This window comes from Chryseobacterium sp. CFS2 (genome assembly GCF_036543225.1).
In the GTDB taxonomy this organism is placed as follows: Bacteria; Bacteroidota; Bacteroidia; order Flavobacteriales; family Weeksellaceae; genus Chryseobacterium; species Chryseobacterium culicis_A.
On record NZ_JAZHQU010000001.1, the window covers coordinates 701,914 to 718,928 of the forward strand.

The window sequence follows — 17,015 nt, forward strand, 5'->3', positions numbered from 1 at the left end:
AAAACAAAATGAAGTTGAAATTTTTAGGAACTGGTACTTCTCAAGGTGTACCTGTTATAGGCTGCACATGTGAAGTATGTACTTCACAAAATCCCAAAGACAAACGTTTACGTTCTTCCGTGATGGTTACCACGGAAGAAAATAAAAAAATACTGATCGATTGCGGTCCGGATTTCAGGCAGCAAATGCTTACCAATCATGAACATACCGTAGATATTGCGTTGATTACCCATGAACATAATGATCACGTAATCGGACTGGATGATATGCGGCCACTGATTTTTAAGAGTGGAAAAGATGTTCCGCTCTACTGCTATTCAAGAGTGGCTCATGAAATAAAAAACAGGTTTCCTTACGCTTTTGCAGATGTAAGATATCCCGGTGCGCCCGCTTTTGAACTTCACGAAATTGAAAATAAGCCTTTTCAGGTACTGGATACGGAAATCACTCCTGTGGAAGTGATTCACTATAAGATTACCGTGTTTGGATATAAGTTTAAAAAGCTGGCTTATATTACAGATGCCGGATTTATTTCTGAAACGGAGAAAGAAAAATTGAAGAATCTTGATATTCTGATCTTAAACTGTATCAGAAAATTTGATCCCCATCCTGCCCATTTTATCCTTCCGGATGTTATTAAGCTGTTTGAAGAGCTCAAACCTGAGAAATTATTTTTAACACACATCAGTCATCATTTAGGACTGCATGATATTGAAGATAAGCAGCTTCCACCCGGAATACACCTTGCCTACGATGGTTTGGAACTTAATTTTTAAAAAAATTCTTCAAAAAGCTTTTGAACATTGAAAAAAGTTCCTATATTTGCACACCAATTTGAAACAAACACCATGTTTGTACTCAACATCAAGCCCAGGTGGCGGAATTGGTAGACGCGCTGGTCTCAAACACCAGTTCTTAGGAGTACCGGTTCGATCCCGGTCCTGGGTACAAAAAAACCTCTGAAATCTTTTGATTATCAGAGGTTTTTGTTTTTCATGAGAGTTAAATGGGGCTATTTTATATTTTTAATTTATCAATTCGGATCAACCCCAAAAGTGGATCAGTATTGCGGCCGGCCAATGAAAATTATTGTTTGCCAGCCGCATACTATAGTATTTATTTATAAAATCTAGTTTTTCTCATATACATAAATATGTACATTTCCTGGTAAAAAAGCCAGATCATTATTACCACTGGTGGTTCCATTAAAGTTATTATGATTTCTTCTTTGAGCAAATATTCCTACGTTAAAAGTCCCGACAGGCACATTTCTAAAGACAAAAGATCTGAAATTGGCTTTTTTCGTATCAGCAAAATTAGTTCCATCCATTCCTATGGGCCCGCTATCAGAAAGAGCAATTTCTGTACCTGCTGAATTCGTTATATTAGTTTTAAATAAGTAGGCTATTCCAGCTGAAGTGGATAAACCATTGACATAAGCATCTATGTCAATATATATCACAACAATATTATTAGGGCTGCTTACCTTTAATCCATTTTTAGCACCTAGTATGAGAGTTGGACCATTTTCCGTGCTTAAAGTGAACGTAACGTTATTCGTTACAAATTCACTAAATGATGTCAGTAAATTGACAGGCCCCGTTACAGCACTAAGATCTTTCCAGACCGCCGGGCTTCCTGCACCCTGTGATACTAAAACCTGATTGCTCAGTCCGGCTGATCCGGCTGTGGTTGCAGTCCCTCCGACTTTAATTTCCCCGGTCACCTGAACTGATCCGTTAACATGCAGCGCCTCTTGAGGGGTTGATGTGTTAACCCCAACATTTCCCCCTGGGGTAATAGACAATCTAGGAAAGTTATTGGTCATCAATCTCAGATCGTTATTAGTAGTAGTCCCAAAAGAACCAATGCCTGAACCAATATATGACGTAAGAACTGCTGTACCATTGGTGTGACTGAATCCAAAATTATTATCAGGTGTACTCACCGTAAGTTTAGTATTAGGCGCGTTTGTACCAATCCCAACATCTCCCCCTGGGGTAATAGACAATCTAGGAAAGTTATTGGTCATCAATCTCAGATCGTTATTACTAGTAGTCCCAAAAGAACCAATGCCTGAACCAATATACGACGTAAGAACTACTGTACCATTGGTATGACTGAACCCAAAATTATTATCAGCTGTCGTAACCGTAAGTTTAGTATTGGGCGCGTTTGTACCAATCCCAACATCTCCCGCTGAGGTAATAGACAATCTATGAAAGTTATTGGTCATCAATCTCAGATCGTTATTAGTAGTACTCCCAAAAGAAACAATGCCTGCTCCTATATGTGACTTAAGATCTACTGTACCATTGGTATGACTGAACCCATAACTACCATCAGGTGTACTCACTGTAAGTTTAGTATTGGGCGTCGTTGTCCCCACTCCTATACGGTCATTGGCTGCATCTACCGAAAAGGTAGCACCATCTACCGAAAATGCATTGGCTTGGGTCCCCGTGAATGCCAGGGTGTTAGCTCCTTGCGTTACTGTTCTGTTGCCTGTAAGGGTACCATCTGTATTGTAGATATTACCCGCTGTTGCATTGGTGGGATTATGCAGCTTTACCCACGCTGTTCCGTCATAGTAGTAGTACCCTACAGCATCTATATTGACTGCTGTTCCCGCTTGTGATCCGGTAGCTATACTGTTGACATAGATTAAAGTGGAAGCAGGAACTCCTGTCATACTTTGGGCTCTCTGCCGGTCCAGCCGGGTAATCAGAACTCCGTCTACACTGGTAGAAGTGCCGGTAGCCTTTTTGGCATTGATATCCAGCGTAGCAGCAGGACTTGCCGTATTAATACCCATCTGCGAATACGCTTTGCAAAAACCCAGCAAAACTATCGCCAATGGTAATAGTTTTTTTTTCATACATAAAAAGTTTTATTGTTTACATTCATTTGATTTGACAAAATTAATCACAAACCAATAGGCAAAACAAAATCAGGATACATCATAAATACGACAGTTATACATCAAACCTGCACCACTAATGTAGAGACAAATAAAAATCCATAAAAGTATAAAAGAAGGAATATATGAAAAGGAATTCTCCATTACTTTTTAAAGCCCATCTGTTTAAAAATACAGCATTGAGGGTATTTGTAAAAACAAGAATAAAGCACCTGTTCCATGCTATAAAAAACCTCCGAAATCTTTTGATTATCAGAGGTTTTTATTCAAGCATTATAATAACAATATCGAAATCGATAATTCTAATTCGATTCGTCAAAACTAAACACAAAACAAGCCTTACACAAGAAAAACAATACATCAAATATGCACCCAGCATACATTACATATACACCATTAAAAATAAACAACGGAAAATCAATAAGAAAAACCAAGTCATCAAAAATTCTTGTCCAGATGAATGTATAAGCAATACGGAATTGCAACCCATACTTAATAACTGCCTAACAATTATTCATGTATAAGTAAGATTTATGCTACACTCACTCCAAAAAGCCTTCCCACTAACGCGGTAATTCCCATGGCCACTGTTCCCCAGAAACAGATCCTCAATACGGCTATTTTAATACCTGAACCTCCCGCTCTAGCTGAAATTGCTCCTAAAAGCATCAAGAATATGATGGAGAACCCATATTGGAAGTACACCATCTGTTTAATTGGAGCCAGAAGAGAAACGGTAAATGGCAATAAAGCTCCTACCGCAAATGAACCAAATGAAGCCATTGCTGCCTGTAAAGGTTTGGCTTGTGTTATCTCATTAATCCCCAGTTCATCACGGGCATGTGCTCCCAGTGCATCGTGTTCTGTAAGTTCAATAGCTACCTGCATCGCTGTTTCTTTGGTACAGCCTCTTTTTTCATACACTTTGGCCAATTCTCTAAGTTCTACCTCCGGCATTTGTTCAAGCTCACGTTTTTCACGGATCAAATCTGCTTTCTCTGTATCTTCCTGTGAACTTACGGAAACATATTCACCGGCTGCCATAGACATTGCCCCGGCAATCATACCCGCCAGTGCTGCAAGAATAATCATATGCCGATCCGGTTCTGCTGCTGCAACTCCTATGACGATACTTGTAGTGGATAACAACCCGTCATTCGCTCCCAATACTGCTGCCCGAAGCCAGCCTACTCTGTTTACATAATGTTTCTCCAGCTGATGATGCATAACTTTTATTTTGGTGGTACGCTAAAGTTACCCAATATTTCATCAAGAATCATTTTAAATTATATTCATTCTTAATTCGGATAGGGGTTCTCAAACAATTTGTAACACCTTAAAAATCAAATCAAAAACCCAAAAACCCACCTCATTCTGTCCGGAAATTCCTATTTTCTTATCTTTGCAACAATGAATTTATTATATATCAACTGGGACATCAATCCCGAAATCGTCAATATCCTAGGACTTCCTATAAAATATTACGGATTATTATTTCTTACAGGACTTGTTTTATCGCTAAATATTTTAAAACGTATTTATAAAAAAGAAGGCCTCAGTACACAAGCACACGAAGCTTTATTTTCCTATGCGCTTATAGGAATTTTGGTGGGTGCGAGGCTGGGACACTGTCTTTTTTATGATTTTGATTATTATTTACAACATCCGCTTGAAGTATTTTTACCGATTCAGAAAGGACCAGACGGAGTTTATCATTTTACAGGATTTGCAGGTCTTGCCAGTCATGGTGGTGGTATCGGTCTGGTGATTATGCTTCTTTTATATGCGAGAAAATTTTCTATTCCGTTTATGACGGTTCTTGATGCTATAGCAATTGTACTTCCGTTGGGAGGAACCTTCATCAGGCTGGCTAATCTGATGAATTCTGAAATCATCGGAGTTCCTACTGACGTTCCATGGGCGTTTATCTTCCGTCAGGTAGATGATCTTCCGAGACATCCGGCACAACTGTATGAAGCAATCTCTTATGCCCTTATTTTCTTATTTATTTACTTTATTTATAGGAAAGATATTTTTAAAATCGGAAAAGGGTTTTATTTTGGGATCAGTATTCTGCTCATCTTTATTATGAGAATTCTGATTGAATTTATCAAGGTGGATCAGGTAGAATTTGAGCACGGAATGATTTTGAATATGGGGCAGCTTCTGAGCATTCCATTTGTTCTTCTTGGATTATTCTTTATCATTAAAAGTATATTGGAGAAAGGAAAGATTAAAACAACTTAATTTTTTCCTTTATCTTACCATAAAAAACTCACTGAAAGCTATTTTTCAGTGAGTTTCTTTTTTAATGGATTCTACAATATGCTATCTCGTTGTATATCCGCCGTTAGCAAATATCGTTTGGCCTGTGATCCACCAACCATCTGTTACCAGAAATTCTACCAATGGAGCAATATCCTTAATATCCGTTAGTCCTCCGAGTGCTGATGCTGATTTATGATATGCTACCGCATCATCGGTTTCCTGTCCGTAGAAAAAAGGAGTATCCATGGGACCGGGTGCTACTGCGGTTACCGAAATCCCTCTGTTTCCAAATTCTTTGGAAGCTGCTCTTGTAAAATGTTCTACCGGTGCTTTTGCTCCTGCATATGTGGAATACAGTCCAGTGTAAGCCGCCAGCAATGAAGTAACTATGGTACAGATCTTCCCGTGATCGTTCAGCTTTTTACCCGCTTCCTGCAAAAAGAAGTAAGCAGATTTTGAATTGACATTGAACATGGTATCATATTCTGCTTCTGTAGTCTCCGAAAATGGCTTTTTCAATACCATTCCCACGGTATTGATTGCAATATCAATTCCTCCGAAACGGGAAATCGTTTCCTCAAAGAACTTTGTAATATGGTCTACTTTGGTAAGATCACCCTGGAATAGAAATGCTTCAGCTCCCAATGCCTGTACTTCAGCCAGTGTTTTTTCACTTTCTGCTTTTGAGCTTTCACTGTTGTAGTGGATGGCCAGCTTTGCCCCTTTTGCTGCAAAATCCCTGCTTAATAATCCGCCTAAATTTTTACCACCTCCGGCAATTAAAACAACTTTCCCTTTTACATTTTGTGTTGACATGTTTTTTTATATTTAAATGTTAATGAGACAAAGATGAATAATAAAAATGGCCACAACATGGTGAAATTTTCGGGATTTTTTGATTTCGGATTTCCTACTGAAGGTGAAATATTTATTATTTTTTATGTAAACAATAGCTTCTCAATAGAATGCTATTTACCAGCCAGATACGCCTTGAGACCAACCTTTTTAGTTAAACACTTTTGTATAATTCCCAAAATCACATCAATTTTAGGCATAACATTTGATACGTTCCTCCCGTATCACGCACCACCACTTCATTTTTAATATATTTTTTTATAATCCTCAGTTTTCTGGGGATTTTTTATAGGATTATTACCGCTTTCTTGATACTCTTACACTCAGATCATAACATATCCTGCAAAACCATTTCTGATAATCAATCATTTAAAACCTGATTATTCATTTTATTGTTGTATATTTGTACATTATAAACCAAGTCTCTACTTTGTTTTCTGTAACGACCCGAATATTTTTATTCAGTCTTTGCCTTTTGAGCAGCCATCTTTTTAACTTTTATTCTTCTATTAAGAACAATACTTGTCGGAATTTTAAAGCTCTGTATGATTGGGATGATCCAAAACAGAAAACATAGCCAGGCTTTATAGGGTCTAAAACAGATCAGATTGAACCAATTAATTTATAGAAACTAAATACTAAAAATAATTTATGGCAGATTCTTTTTCTAAAAAGGAAAATTTCAAGAAAAAAATTCAAAAGCAAAAAGAAAAGGCGCTAAGACGCGAAGAACGTAAAACGAACAACAACAAAGGAGCGGAGGATGTCTTCATGTATGTAGACGAATTCGGAAGATTAACTTCTACTCCACCTGAACAAAGACAGGAAGTAAACCTTGATGATATTCAATTGGGTGCTGCACCTATCATTGAAGAAGATCCAAGAAAAACAGGAATTGTTACTTTCCTGAGTGAAAAAGGATATGGCTTCATTACTGAAGATAATAACAAAGAAAATATCTTCTTCCACAACAACAACTGTGCAGAGCCTGTGAAAAAAGGGAACAAAGTATCTTTCGAAAAAGAGAAATCTCCTAAAGGATTTTCTGCTGTTGAAATTCAGCTTGTTAAATAATAGGTACTTATAAAATGTTTCTGCAGGATAAGTAGATACATTTTAAACCATATACAAAGAGACTGCCCTTCAGGCAGTCTCTTTTTTTGGGGACATATAAAAAAAGTTAACTCAACTTGTAAAAGTTGGATTCTTACGCAAGATCCTGGAATTATTTCAATTATCATTACGGGAATCCGTAGAATCTGATTATACTATAAAAGAAGCTGCCTAAAAGACAGCTTCTTCATCGTAAAAAAAGTAAAAATTAATCCAGTTTCCCGCCCAGTGCTTTAAACAGCAGGACGTTATTTCTGGTATTCTGATGCTGAAACTGCAGTAAATCCAGTTCAGCCGTTAATTTGCTCTTTTGAGAATTAATCAATTCAAAATAGTTCGCGTAACCTGTCAGATACAAATCATTGGAAACCTCAACACCGCGGTCAAGAAAGCCTACTTCTTCTGATTTCAGTTTCAAAACACGTTCATAGATCTTCGTCTGTTTCAAAATAGACTGAAGTTCATTAAAAGCAGTCGTAATACTTTTCTGATAATTCAAAAAAGCGATTTCCTGCTCTTTGCTCGCTACTTTAAATTCATATTTCAACTGTCCTTTATTGAAAACCGGAACCATTAATCCTCCTAATAACTGCCCTGCTAGTGAGCTTGGTTTAAAGAATGTTTCCACAGAAAAAGAATTCATCCCGAAACCGGCCCCCAGATCAATCTTTGGATAAAAAGCAGCTCTTGCAGCCTTCGCATCAGCCTGAGAAGCTTCTAAAACATAATAATTAGCTGCAACATCCGGTCTGGAGTGGATCACATTTTCCACATTAATGGCTTTATTCAGCACTTCCATATTGGTAGGCATTAATATTTTGCCACGCTTTACCTCTCCACCATAGCTTCCTGTCAAAGTAGTGATCGCCTGTTCTACCGTAACGATTTCTACTCTGATGTGTTCAATTTCTGCCAGCCAGTTGTTATTTTGTGCCTTGAACTGCTGCACCGCCAATTCCGTAGCTTTTCCTACTTCACGTTGTGCCAGAACAATCTCAAAAGCTCTTTGCTGAAGCTTATAATTCTTCTGATAAATGGCAAGACGGTTGTCTAAGGCTACCAACTGATAATAGAGATTGGCAATATCAGTGAAAAGCTCCACCTGCAGCAGCCTTAATCCTTCTGTGGAAGCCAGATATTTCTTTTGGGCAGCGATTTTTTTATTTTTCAGTTTTCCCCAGGCATCAATTTCCCAGCTGCTTCTTGCTCCCAGCCAGTAATTCGGGGTAAAATCTCTGTTGATTTTCTGATTTTCCGTAATATTGGGTGAGAGATTCGTATCATAGTTTCCCACTCCTTCCATCGTATATTTTCCGTAGCGGTTACCAGAAGCTTCTACTCCCACCTCAAGGGAAGGCAGCAGATCCATCTTTGATCTTTGAAGGAAACTGTTGGCAATTTCCACTCTCTGCTGGGCAATCTGGAAATCCGGGTTTGCCTGAACTACTTTATCAAAAAGTTCCAGCAGCTGCGGATCTGTAAAGTAAGCCTTCAGGTTAATCTGCTGAAATTCATCTGAAGTTTTATTTTTATCGGTTTTGATAATTTCTTCCGGTAATTCCTGAGCTTTTTTGAGCTCTGTTACTTTGGGAACAGCGCATGAAACAAGGCTTAGTGAGGCTATTCCGTATATTATATTTCTATGATTTAATCTTTTCATCTTTCTTCTTATTTTCAAGTTTTGCAAAGAATATATAGAGCCCCGGAATGACTACTAATCCGAAGATGGTTCCAATCAGCATTCCTCCTGCCGCCGCTGTACCAATGGAACGGTTTCCTATTGCACCCGCACCGGATGCAATACATAACGGAATAAGTCCTGCCACAAATGCAAAAGAAGTCATCAGAATGGGTCTCAGACGTTGTCTCGCACCTTCAATAGCTGCCGGAATGATATCAAATCCCTGCTTATTTCTTGCCACTGCAAATTCTACAATCAGAATAGCATTTTTGGCTAAAAGACCAATCAGCATGACCAATGCTACCTGTGCATAAATATTATTATCCAATCCCATCAGTACCAAAGCGATATAAGAACCGAAGATTCCTGTCGGAAGACTTAATAATACAGGCATTGGAAGAAGGAAACTTTCGTATTGTGCCGCCAATAAAAGATAGACGAATAAAAGACAGATTGCGAAGATATAAACAGTCTGGTTTCCTGATAAAATCTCTTCTCTTGTCATCCCCGACCATTCAATATCAAATCCTCTGGGCAGTGTCTCTTTGGCCACACGTTCTACAGCTGCAATAGCATCTCCCGAGCTGTAGCCATCTGCAGGCTCTCCATTGATCATAGCAGACATATACATATTATACCTTGTCAGTACTTCAGGTCCGTATACTTTTTCAATAGTGATGAATGTGGAGAAAGGAACCATTTCACCCTTGTCATTTTTTAAATATAAATTCAGAATACTCTCAGGAGTGTCTCTGTGTTCAGGACTTGCCTGTACCATCACTTTATACATCTGGCTGAAACGGATAAAATTTGTGGCGTAATAAGACCCCAGCATGGTCTGCAACGTGGACATCGCATTATCTACCGATACACCTTTCTTTGCTGCCATATCATAATCTACATTGATCATGTACTGTGGGAAAGTAGCATCAAAGCTGGTGAAGTTATTCTGCAGCTCCGGAGCATCATTCAGTTTTTTCACAAAATCTTTAGTGATCTTATCGGTATTCTCTATCGTTCCTCCGGTTCTGTCTAATAAACGTAATTCAAAACCGCTGGTATTACCGAAACCAGGCACAGTTGGCGGTGCAAAAATTTCAATTTGTGCATCTGCAATGCTCTTTGTTTTATCTGATAGTTCTGTAATGAGATCATTGACAGAAATATTTCTTTCTTTCCAGTCTTTAAGATTGATCATCGCCATTCCGTAGGATGAACCTGCAATTTCTGTTACAATACTGTACCCGGCAAGAGTGGTCACATTTTCTACGCCTTTAATTTTTTTGGCAATAACCGTCACTTCATCCAGCACTTTTTCTGTTCTTTCTACTGTTGCTCCCTGTGGAGTAGTCACACTTACGTATACCATTCCCTGATCTTCCATGGGAATAAATCCGGTTGGCAGGAATTTACTGGTCACAAAAGTAAGTCCGACAAATAAAAATAACAGTCCAAAAGTTACGGTAGTTCTTGTTGCGAACTTTGTTAAGATTCCCACATAGCCATTTGTCAGTCTTTCAAAGCCTGTATTGAAACTCTGGAAAGCTCTGTCGATGATTGTTTTCTTCTTATCATGATTGTGAGGTTTTAAAATAATTGCACAAAGCGCTGGAGTTAACGTCAAAGCATTTACTCCGGAAATCACAATACTGATTGCCAATGTCAATGAAAACTGACGATAAAATACGCCTACCGGACCATCAAGGAACGCCACAGGAATAAATACCGCAGACATCACAATGGTAATAGCCACTACCGCTCCTGCAATTTCTTTGGTTGCGCTGATGGTGGCATCCATGGCATTCATTCCTTCTTCCATTTTAACGTGGACGGCTTCAACGACGACAATAGCATTATCCACTACAATACCTATCGCAAGAACCAGGGCAAACAGCGTTAAAAGGTTAACTGAGAAATCCAGCATATTCATGAAGGCAAAAGTTCCTACCAATGCCACCGGAACAGCCAATACAGGAATCAATGTGGAACGCCAGTCCTGAAGGAAGATAAATACTACAATTCCTACCAGAATAAAGGCTTCAATAAGAGTTGTTAATACCGCACTGATGGAAGCATCCAGGAATCTGGAAACATCATAAGCCATGTTGTATTCCATCCCCGGAGGGAAAGAAGTGACTTTTAACTCTTCCATTTTTGCCTTTACACTTTCAATCACTTCAGAAGCGTTGGAACCCGGGCGCTGCTTCATCATGATTGATGCAGAAGGTCTTCCGTCTGTTTTGGAAACCATTCCGTAGTTCATAGCACCGAATTCAACTTTCGCAATATCTTTAAGCTTTAAGATTGTTCCGTCCACATCAGATCTGATGGGAACTTCTTCATATTGTTTAGGCTCAAAAAACTTTCCTTTATATTTGATTACATACTGAAGCTGGCTGGAAGTTTTTCCAGATGTTTCACCCACTTTTCCGGGTGCTGCGGAAATATTCTGTTTTTGGAGGGAAGTGATCACTTCATCCGCAGAAATATTGTAAGCCGCCATTTTCTGTGGATCCAGCCATACTCTCATGGAGTATTCTTTCTGTCCCATAATCTCCGCACGCCCTACTCCATCAATACGTTTCAGCTCCTGAAGAACATTGATATCTGTAAAGTTATAAATGAACTGCTCATCCTGACTCGGATCAGCACTTGTGATATTGAGATACATCAGCATACTGTTCACCTCTTTTTCAGTGGTAACACCGGCTCTGATTACCTCTTCAGGAAGCTCATCAAGAATAGTGGTCACTCTGTTCTGAACGTTTACTGCTGCTACATCAGGATCTGTTCCTACTTCAAAGAAAACCTGGATAAGGGTAAGACCGTCATTGGAAGTTACCGTTGACATATAAGTCATCCTCGGTACTCCATTGATGGCACGTTCCAGAGGAAGGGCTACCGCATTGGCAGATACTTCAGCATTCGCTCCCGTATATTTTGCAGTAACGGTTACTGAAGGGGGAACAATATCCGGAAACTGAGTGATTGGCATCTTTAGTAAAGCCATGATTCCCAGCAGAACAAATAATATGGAAATAACCAACGAAAGAACCTTTCGTCTTATAAACATTTCTACCATAGTTAATTGATTTAAAGATTATGAAAGGTTAATACTTCTTTTTGATTTTGATAATATCACCATCTTTCAAAGACTGAGTCCCTTCATAAATGATTAAATCTCCTTTTTTAAGACCACTTTCCACCATATAAGAATCTCTTAATGTAGTACCGATCTTAATATTGGTCATTTTCACTTTATTCTGCTTATCCACTACAAAAACATAAGTCTTGTCCTGAATGGAGAAGGTAGATTTTTGCGGAATAAGAATCGCGTTATTCTGTTGTTCAGAAATAATAAGTTTCCCGGAAGTTCCGTGTTTAATTAAACGGTCAGGATTTGGGAAAAGCACTTTATACCGGATGGAACCTGTGGTTCTGTCGATTTCTCCTTCTGCTGTTTTTAAAGCTCCGTTGAACTGATAATTAACCCCGTTGGGAAGAGTCAGTTCAATCTTTTGATGACTACCGATTTTATCGTTGGCCAAAAGCTCAAAATATAAGTTTTCAGGAATAGAGAAATAAGCATACACTTCATTCAATTGGGAAAGTGTGGTCAATAGGGTTCCATTTTCCACCAAACTTCCGTCTTTATGGGGAATTACGTCAATCACTCCGTCAAAAGGCGCTGTAATTTTTGTAAAGCTTATTTTCTGAAGAACGGTTCTCTTTTCTGCATCAGCAAATGCATGTTTTGCTTTGGCAGAGGACAGTTTGGCTTTCACCATTTCCAGTTCGTTATTGGCAACAAACTTTTTAGCGTGAAGACTCTGAATCTGCTTCAGCTCTACTTCTGCTATACGAACATCTGCTTCCATCTGCTTCAATGCAGCGTTTGCTTTCAGAAGTTCCATCTGTAGTTCAGCATCATTGATTTTAAATAAAGCCTGCCCCTGATGTACAAATTGTCCCTCATTTACATAAATATGCTGTATGATGCCTCCGATCCTCGAACGCATTTCTACATTTTTTTTAGCCTGGATATCAGTCACAAACTGGTTGCTCACCAATGTATCTTTTTCTTTGATTTCCAGTATGGGAACTTCTTTATCTTTCTGATTATTTTTTTCTTTGTCTTTACTGCATGACACAGCCAATAATGTTGCCATAAGGCAAATTATTACAGTTTTAAAATACATTTTTAAATGTTTAAGTTATAAAATTCCGTTAAAATGATTTGGCATTCAATAACTTAAGCCTAGTACAACTGAAGGAGATGGAGAAAGGATTTAACTCCACAAATAATAGAAATTGCGATTTCAGGAAGCGTAACTTTTGGAATAACTTTTAAAATTCCTGAAAAATCGGCTATTGCAGGATCATTTTTTTTAACTGAATGTTTTACAATTTTAGCAGCAGCAGGCAATGCATGCGTATTCATATCTGCCTCTTCGTAAACATCAAGAACATGAATATTTGTTACAGGCGGAACATGAGGAATATTCTGCAACGATTTTTCTGCCCAATTCGAATTGAAAAGGGAAAAAACCAGTATGATATAGAATAAGAAAAATGACCTCAGACTTGCCATGTCAAACAGAACACATTAGTTTTTCAGTAAAAACGATAATCCTGCAAAAATAGGGTTTTCTACCGGGAAATCCAGCCCTGGAACTGTTAAAAAAACTTAAACAATCGATTAATAATTCTATTAATTGGAATTTGGATTCCTTTGGAATGACGAACAGGATGCTAAGTCTATTCATGTCGTGTGTGATTCTATAGCAATCCAACTAGAATCGTTAAAAGTTTTGGCTAAAGCCAGATGAATTTTGGTTTATTATTAACGGGCTAAAGCCCGTTCCTATTGAATGATTAAAATTGTATCGCTAGAACAATTTGCTGAGAACTCTAAAACGATAATCAAAAATATGGTCCAGTTTCTTTCGGACAAAAATGCGATGTGTAATTTCACCTAAAAAGCCCATAGGAAGTTCATAATCTATAGTATCTCTCATCAGAACACCTTCTGCATTGGGAATAAATTCATGATGATGATTCCATAATTTGTACGGCCCTTTTTTCTGAAAATCGATGAAGCTTTTCTGAAAATCAACGTGGGTAATCTCGGTCTGCCATTTCATTTTAATCCCCAACAATGGAGAGACATAATAGTCGATGAGCATTCCTTCATAGATTTCATCATCTTCCATTTCCGTTAAAACAATAAAGCCCATATCTTTCGGGGTGATCTCTGAAAGATTATTTGCTGAGGAAAAGAATTTCCATGCAGTTTCTATATCACAGTTGAGTTGTTGTTCGCGGAAAAGGGTATGTTTCATAAGACGGAATCAGTTTACATGACTGTTAAGAAACAAATGTATGACAAAGATTTAATTATAGATCCACATTAATACAGGTTTTCCGGATTTCTGAATCATAGGATCAATTTCCTTCATCGCATTATTGGAAACAGTGGGACAGCCCCATCCTTCAGGAGATCCATTCGGGAAAGTTTCATGATCGCTCATCAGATTCCAGGAATGAAAGACAATAAATCTTTTCAAAGCATTGCTATTGGTTTCTTCAAGGCCGTGCATCAGGTATTTTATATTAATTCCCCAATCACTGTACCCTCTTCCTTCAAGCTTATATTTCCCTAATGAAGACAGATGACTTCCGTCTTCATTGCTAAATCCAGGATCCGCTTTAGAATTGTCTTTACTCCATGAATTGGAACCGCAGCCATGGCCTACCAGATATTTTTTTGAGATCTTATTACTTTTAAAATCCCAAACAAAAAAACGGTTAACACCTGAATGAAGGCTCATATCAATAAGGATACAGAAATCTTTGTTTAGGTTCTTTGAAGTACAGAACGCCAACGCTTCTTCCGCTTTTATTTTTAGTTTAGAAAGATCTGCTTCAGGTTTCTTTTCTACAACTACAGGTGTTTCAACAGTTCTTATTGTATTATTTTTTCTTTCTTGTGAACATGAACCTATCCAAAAGATGATGAGAAACAGATAACCCTTCTTCATGTATTATTTATAGTGTTGAAAAATTCCAAAATCTGAAGGTGTCCAAAGTGCAGCTTTCTGTCCTGCTGCTTTTAAAGCATTATTTGACCATGTATTACAGGTGTAAAGAAAACTGTAAGTTCCTTTGGCATCATAAAAGGCATCGTTGTCACTGTACACCGCATTTGTAGGGATTAACATGAAGTTTCCGTTCTGATCTCTGTCAAATTTATCTTCTACAAATTTCACTAAGTTCTGATACTGACTTCTGCTGATCATAATCATTTTGCAGTCATCTCCTTCTTTCATTGTATTATAATAGGTACAATGCATGGCAGAATCGCTTAGCCAGAATGCGGCTTTTACGGCTGTCGAAAACTTAAGATCTGCCCAGGTTGGAGTATCAAGATAGAACCCTTTATCGCCCCATCCTATTCCGATATACTGATAATCTGTTTTTTTTGATTTTGTATTGGCAAAAGGAATTTTCTGGCTCCAGTCCTGCAGATCGTTTTTCACAGGCATTACGATATCTGTGTGTACCCCGTTGGTATAAATGTAGATGGGAATTTCCTTCTTCTGTCCGTCATCCTTTGCAGAAACAGGAATATAGGGAATCAGCAGCCCGAGGATTACATAAATAATCACAATTCCTAAAATAATTCCTATCACTTTCAGGAGATACATTAATATCGATTTCACAGTCATGTTTTTTAATAAAATTTAATCTTTAATTTTTAGTAAAAGTATTTGTTTTAATCGAAAAAATGGCTATATTTAGTTACGAAATATTCACAAATATGCGTAAAAATACTAAATCCCAAAAAAGATTTAAAGTAAGAGTAAAAACAGCTCCTAAAAGAGTACAGAAAAAACGTTGATTTTCGGTGAGATTTTAATCTCCTGGAAATCAATTTTTCTTTATAGGAAAGGTTTTTCAAGAAACTTATTGAAATAAATTTTCACCTCCTTAAAGCGAAAAATTTAAGGAATGGTCGATTATCAGCTTTAGTTTGGAACTACAAAAAATTCCAAAGGAGGGATTGTCACCGAAAGTTCAGAGAAAAATCAGTCAGAAGACTTCTGTAAAAACTCAATATTTCTTTTCAGTCCTGCAAATTTGGTGCGTTTCACAGGTGATTTTCTGAAGATTTCTGAGAAAATTTCCTGAGTGATTTCTTTCCATTCTCCTTTTTTGAAGTTTTTTAACGCTTCATTAGGCTGGAATCGGCTTTGTTTGTTAGGCGCTGAGAATCTATTCCACGGGCATACGTCCTGGCAGATATCACAACCGAACATCCAGTCCTCCATTTTATCTTTAAAATGGCTGGGAATCTCATCCTTCAGTTCTATGGTTGCATACGAGATGCAGCGGCTTCCATCAATAATTTTTTCAGAAACGATAGCATCTGTGGGACATGCTTCAATACATTTACGGCAGCTTCCGCAGTGATCTGTCGTCGCATGATCCGGGATAAGTTCCAGATCACAGATAATTTCAGCCAGAAAATAGAAAGAACCGCTTTGTTTGGTAATGAGGTTGGCATTTTTCCCTACCCAGCCTATTCCTGACTTTTTCGCCCAGGCTCTTTCCAGAACCGGTGCAGAATCTACAAAAACCCGGAATCCGAATTCTCCTATTTCTTCCTGTAACTCAGCTACCATCTCACGGAGAATTTCTTTGATTACTTCATGATAATCCTCTGCATAAGCATATTTTGAAATCTTATAGTTTTCCAGAATTGAAATTTTTTCTTCGGGAAAATAGTTATAAGAAAGTGAAATTACAGATTTTGAACCTTCTACGAGAAGGCGTGGATCAAGTCTTTTGTCGAAATGGTTTTCCATGTATTTCATTTCGCCATTAAAATTATTCTTGAGCCATTTTTCGAGGCGGGGAGCCTCTTCTTCCAGAAAATCAGCTTTGGAAATACCACAATTCTGAAACCCAAAACTTTTTGCCTTGGACTTTATCAGTTGGGAATATTTTTCAGCAGCTGCATTCATAATTTCACAGTGCAAAATTAAGATTATTTTATCAATCTTCTGATTTTGGCAGAAGTTCCCCTGATCTATAACTTCTACCCAGCTTCTTTTCTGAAAAATTATGTTTTCATTAGGATTTTTTTCAAAAAAAAATTGCGTAATTTCGTTTCTA

At 37.9% G+C, this 17,015-nt stretch carries 14 protein-coding genes and 1 tRNA gene; 4 read left to right on the forward strand and 11 right to left on the reverse strand.

Features of this window, described 5'->3' with window-relative positions; translation table 11 throughout:
* Nucleotides 1–8 precede the first annotated feature (8 nt).
* The gene (locus ODR02_RS03135) at nucleotides 9–776 is read left to right on the forward strand and encodes an MBL fold metallo-hydrolase (protein WP_309511594.1); all 768 of its coding nucleotides are present in this window, start codon (nucleotides 9–11) and stop codon (nucleotides 774–776) included.
* Between the two features lie 92 nt (nucleotides 777–868).
* Nucleotides 869–948 (forward strand) — tRNA-Leu (locus ODR02_RS03140).
* Nucleotides 949–1,129: 181 nt separating this feature from the next.
* Here ODR02_RS03140 and ODR02_RS03145 read toward each other — a convergent pair.
* Together ODR02_RS03145 and ODR02_RS03150 are read right to left on the reverse strand one after the other, a co-directional pair.
* Nucleotides 1,130–2,878, reverse strand: a complete 1,749-nt coding sequence (locus tag ODR02_RS03145) for a hypothetical protein (RefSeq protein WP_309511595.1) — start codon at nucleotides 2,876–2,878, stop codon at nucleotides 1,130–1,132.
* A 573-nt stretch (nucleotides 2,879–3,451) separates the two neighbouring features.
* On the reverse strand, nucleotides 3,452–4,147 hold the full coding sequence (locus ODR02_RS03150; protein ID WP_209785593.1) for a VIT1/CCC1 transporter family protein: 696 nt from the start codon (nucleotides 4,145–4,147) through the stop codon (nucleotides 3,452–3,454).
* A 183-nt stretch (nucleotides 4,148–4,330) separates the two neighbouring features.
* Between ODR02_RS03150 and lgt the strand changes: the two genes are divergently transcribed.
* A complete protein-coding gene (gene lgt / locus ODR02_RS03155; protein WP_309511596.1) occupies nucleotides 4,331–5,167 on the forward strand; it encodes a prolipoprotein diacylglyceryl transferase in 837 nt (278 codons plus the stop codon).
* 81 nt (nucleotides 5,168–5,248) lie between these two features.
* Here the strand turns inward: lgt and ODR02_RS03160 are convergent, their stop codons facing one another.
* Nucleotides 5,249–6,004, reverse strand: a complete 756-nt coding sequence (locus ODR02_RS03160; protein ID WP_209785595.1) for an SDR family oxidoreductase — start codon at nucleotides 6,002–6,004, stop codon at nucleotides 5,249–5,251.
* A 690-nt stretch (nucleotides 6,005–6,694) separates the two neighbouring features.
* Here ODR02_RS03160 and ODR02_RS03165 point away from each other — a divergent pair.
* Complete coding sequence (locus ODR02_RS03165; RefSeq protein WP_105683902.1) at nucleotides 6,695–7,117, forward strand: cold shock domain-containing protein; 423 nt, start codon at nucleotides 6,695–6,697, stop codon at nucleotides 7,115–7,117.
* A gap of 247 nt (nucleotides 7,118–7,364) precedes the next feature.
* Here ODR02_RS03165 and ODR02_RS03170 read toward each other — a convergent pair whose 3' ends face one another.
* The 8 genes from ODR02_RS03170 to queG form a co-directional block, all read right to left on the reverse strand.
* Nucleotides 7,365–8,816, reverse strand: coding sequence for a TolC family protein (locus ODR02_RS03170; RefSeq protein WP_309511597.1), 1,452 nt, complete (start codon nucleotides 8,814–8,816; stop codon nucleotides 7,365–7,367).
* Nucleotides 8,797–11,919: an efflux RND transporter permease subunit gene (locus ODR02_RS03175; protein ID WP_309511598.1), complete on the reverse strand. Its 3,123-nt coding sequence runs from the start codon at nucleotides 11,917–11,919 to the stop codon at nucleotides 8,797–8,799. Before ODR02_RS03175 ends, ODR02_RS03170 begins: the two co-directional genes overlap by 20 nt.
* A gap of 28 nt (nucleotides 11,920–11,947) precedes the next feature.
* Nucleotides 11,948–13,036, reverse strand: a complete 1,089-nt coding sequence (locus ODR02_RS03180; protein ID WP_209785598.1) for an efflux RND transporter periplasmic adaptor subunit — start codon at nucleotides 13,034–13,036, stop codon at nucleotides 11,948–11,950.
* Nucleotides 13,037–13,095: 59 nt separating this feature from the next.
* The gene (locus ODR02_RS03185; protein ID WP_209785599.1) at nucleotides 13,096–13,428 is read right to left on the reverse strand and encodes a hypothetical protein; all 333 of its coding nucleotides are present in this window, start codon (nucleotides 13,426–13,428) and stop codon (nucleotides 13,096–13,098) included.
* A 298-nt stretch (nucleotides 13,429–13,726) separates the two neighbouring features.
* Nucleotides 13,727–14,179: an SRPBCC family protein gene (locus tag ODR02_RS03190; protein WP_309511599.1), complete on the reverse strand. Its 453-nt coding sequence runs from the start codon at nucleotides 14,177–14,179 to the stop codon at nucleotides 13,727–13,729.
* A gap of 51 nt (nucleotides 14,180–14,230) precedes the next feature.
* Complete coding sequence (locus ODR02_RS03195) at nucleotides 14,231–14,878, reverse strand: murein L,D-transpeptidase catalytic domain-containing protein (protein WP_209785601.1); 648 nt, start codon at nucleotides 14,876–14,878, stop codon at nucleotides 14,231–14,233.
* A gap of 3 nt (nucleotides 14,879–14,881) precedes the next feature.
* On the reverse strand, nucleotides 14,882–15,565 hold the full coding sequence (locus ODR02_RS03200) for a TIGR02117 family protein (protein ID WP_209785602.1): 684 nt from the start codon (nucleotides 15,563–15,565) through the stop codon (nucleotides 14,882–14,884).
* Between the two features lie 360 nt (nucleotides 15,566–15,925).
* On the reverse strand, nucleotides 15,926–16,864 hold the full coding sequence (queG, locus tag ODR02_RS03205) for a tRNA epoxyqueuosine(34) reductase QueG (protein WP_209789168.1): 939 nt from the start codon (nucleotides 16,862–16,864) through the stop codon (nucleotides 15,926–15,928).
* Nucleotides 16,865–17,015 lie beyond the last annotated feature (151 nt).

Excerpts from the sequence above, each read along its gene's own strand:
- ODR02_RS03145 (WP_309511595.1), bottom strand. The coding sequence starts at position 2,878 with ATGAAAAAAAAACTATTACCATTGGCGATAGTTTTGCTGGGTTTTTGC.
- ODR02_RS03180 (WP_209785598.1), bottom strand. The coding sequence starts at position 13,036 with ATGTATTTTAAAACTGTAATAATTTGCCTTATGGCAACATTATTGGCT.
- ODR02_RS03135 (WP_309511594.1), top strand. The coding sequence starts at position 9 with ATGAAGTTGAAATTTTTAGGAACTGGTACTTCTCAAGGTGTACCTGTT.
- ODR02_RS03165 (WP_105683902.1), top strand. The coding sequence starts at position 6,695 with ATGGCAGATTCTTTTTCTAAAAAGGAAAATTTCAAGAAAAAAATTCAA.
- ODR02_RS03190 (WP_309511599.1), bottom strand. The coding sequence starts at position 14,179 with ATGAAACATACCCTTTTCCGCGAACAACAACTCAACTGTGATATAGAA.
- ODR02_RS03185 (WP_209785599.1), bottom strand. The coding sequence starts at position 13,428 with ATGGCAAGTCTGAGGTCATTTTTCTTATTCTATATCATACTGGTTTTT.
- ODR02_RS03150 (WP_209785593.1), bottom strand. The coding sequence starts at position 4,147 with ATGCATCATCAGCTGGAGAAACATTATGTAAACAGAGTAGGCTGGCTT.
- ODR02_RS03170 (WP_309511597.1), bottom strand. The coding sequence starts at position 8,816 with ATGAAAAGATTAAATCATAGAAATATAATATACGGAATAGCCTCACTA.
- ODR02_RS03200 (WP_209785602.1), bottom strand. The coding sequence starts at position 15,565 with ATGACTGTGAAATCGATATTAATGTATCTCCTGAAAGTGATAGGAATT.
- ODR02_RS03175 (WP_309511598.1), bottom strand. The coding sequence starts at position 11,919 with ATGGTAGAAATGTTTATAAGACGAAAGGTTCTTTCGTTGGTTATTTCC.
- ODR02_RS03195 (WP_209785601.1), bottom strand. The coding sequence starts at position 14,878 with ATGAAGAAGGGTTATCTGTTTCTCATCATCTTTTGGATAGGTTCATGT.
- ODR02_RS03160 (WP_209785595.1), bottom strand. The coding sequence starts at position 6,004 with ATGTCAACACAAAATGTAAAAGGGAAAGTTGTTTTAATTGCCGGAGGT.
- lgt (WP_309511596.1), top strand. The coding sequence starts at position 4,331 with ATGAATTTATTATATATCAACTGGGACATCAATCCCGAAATCGTCAAT.
- queG (WP_209789168.1), bottom strand. The coding sequence starts at position 16,864 with ATGAATGCAGCTGCTGAAAAATATTCCCAACTGATAAAGTCCAAGGCA.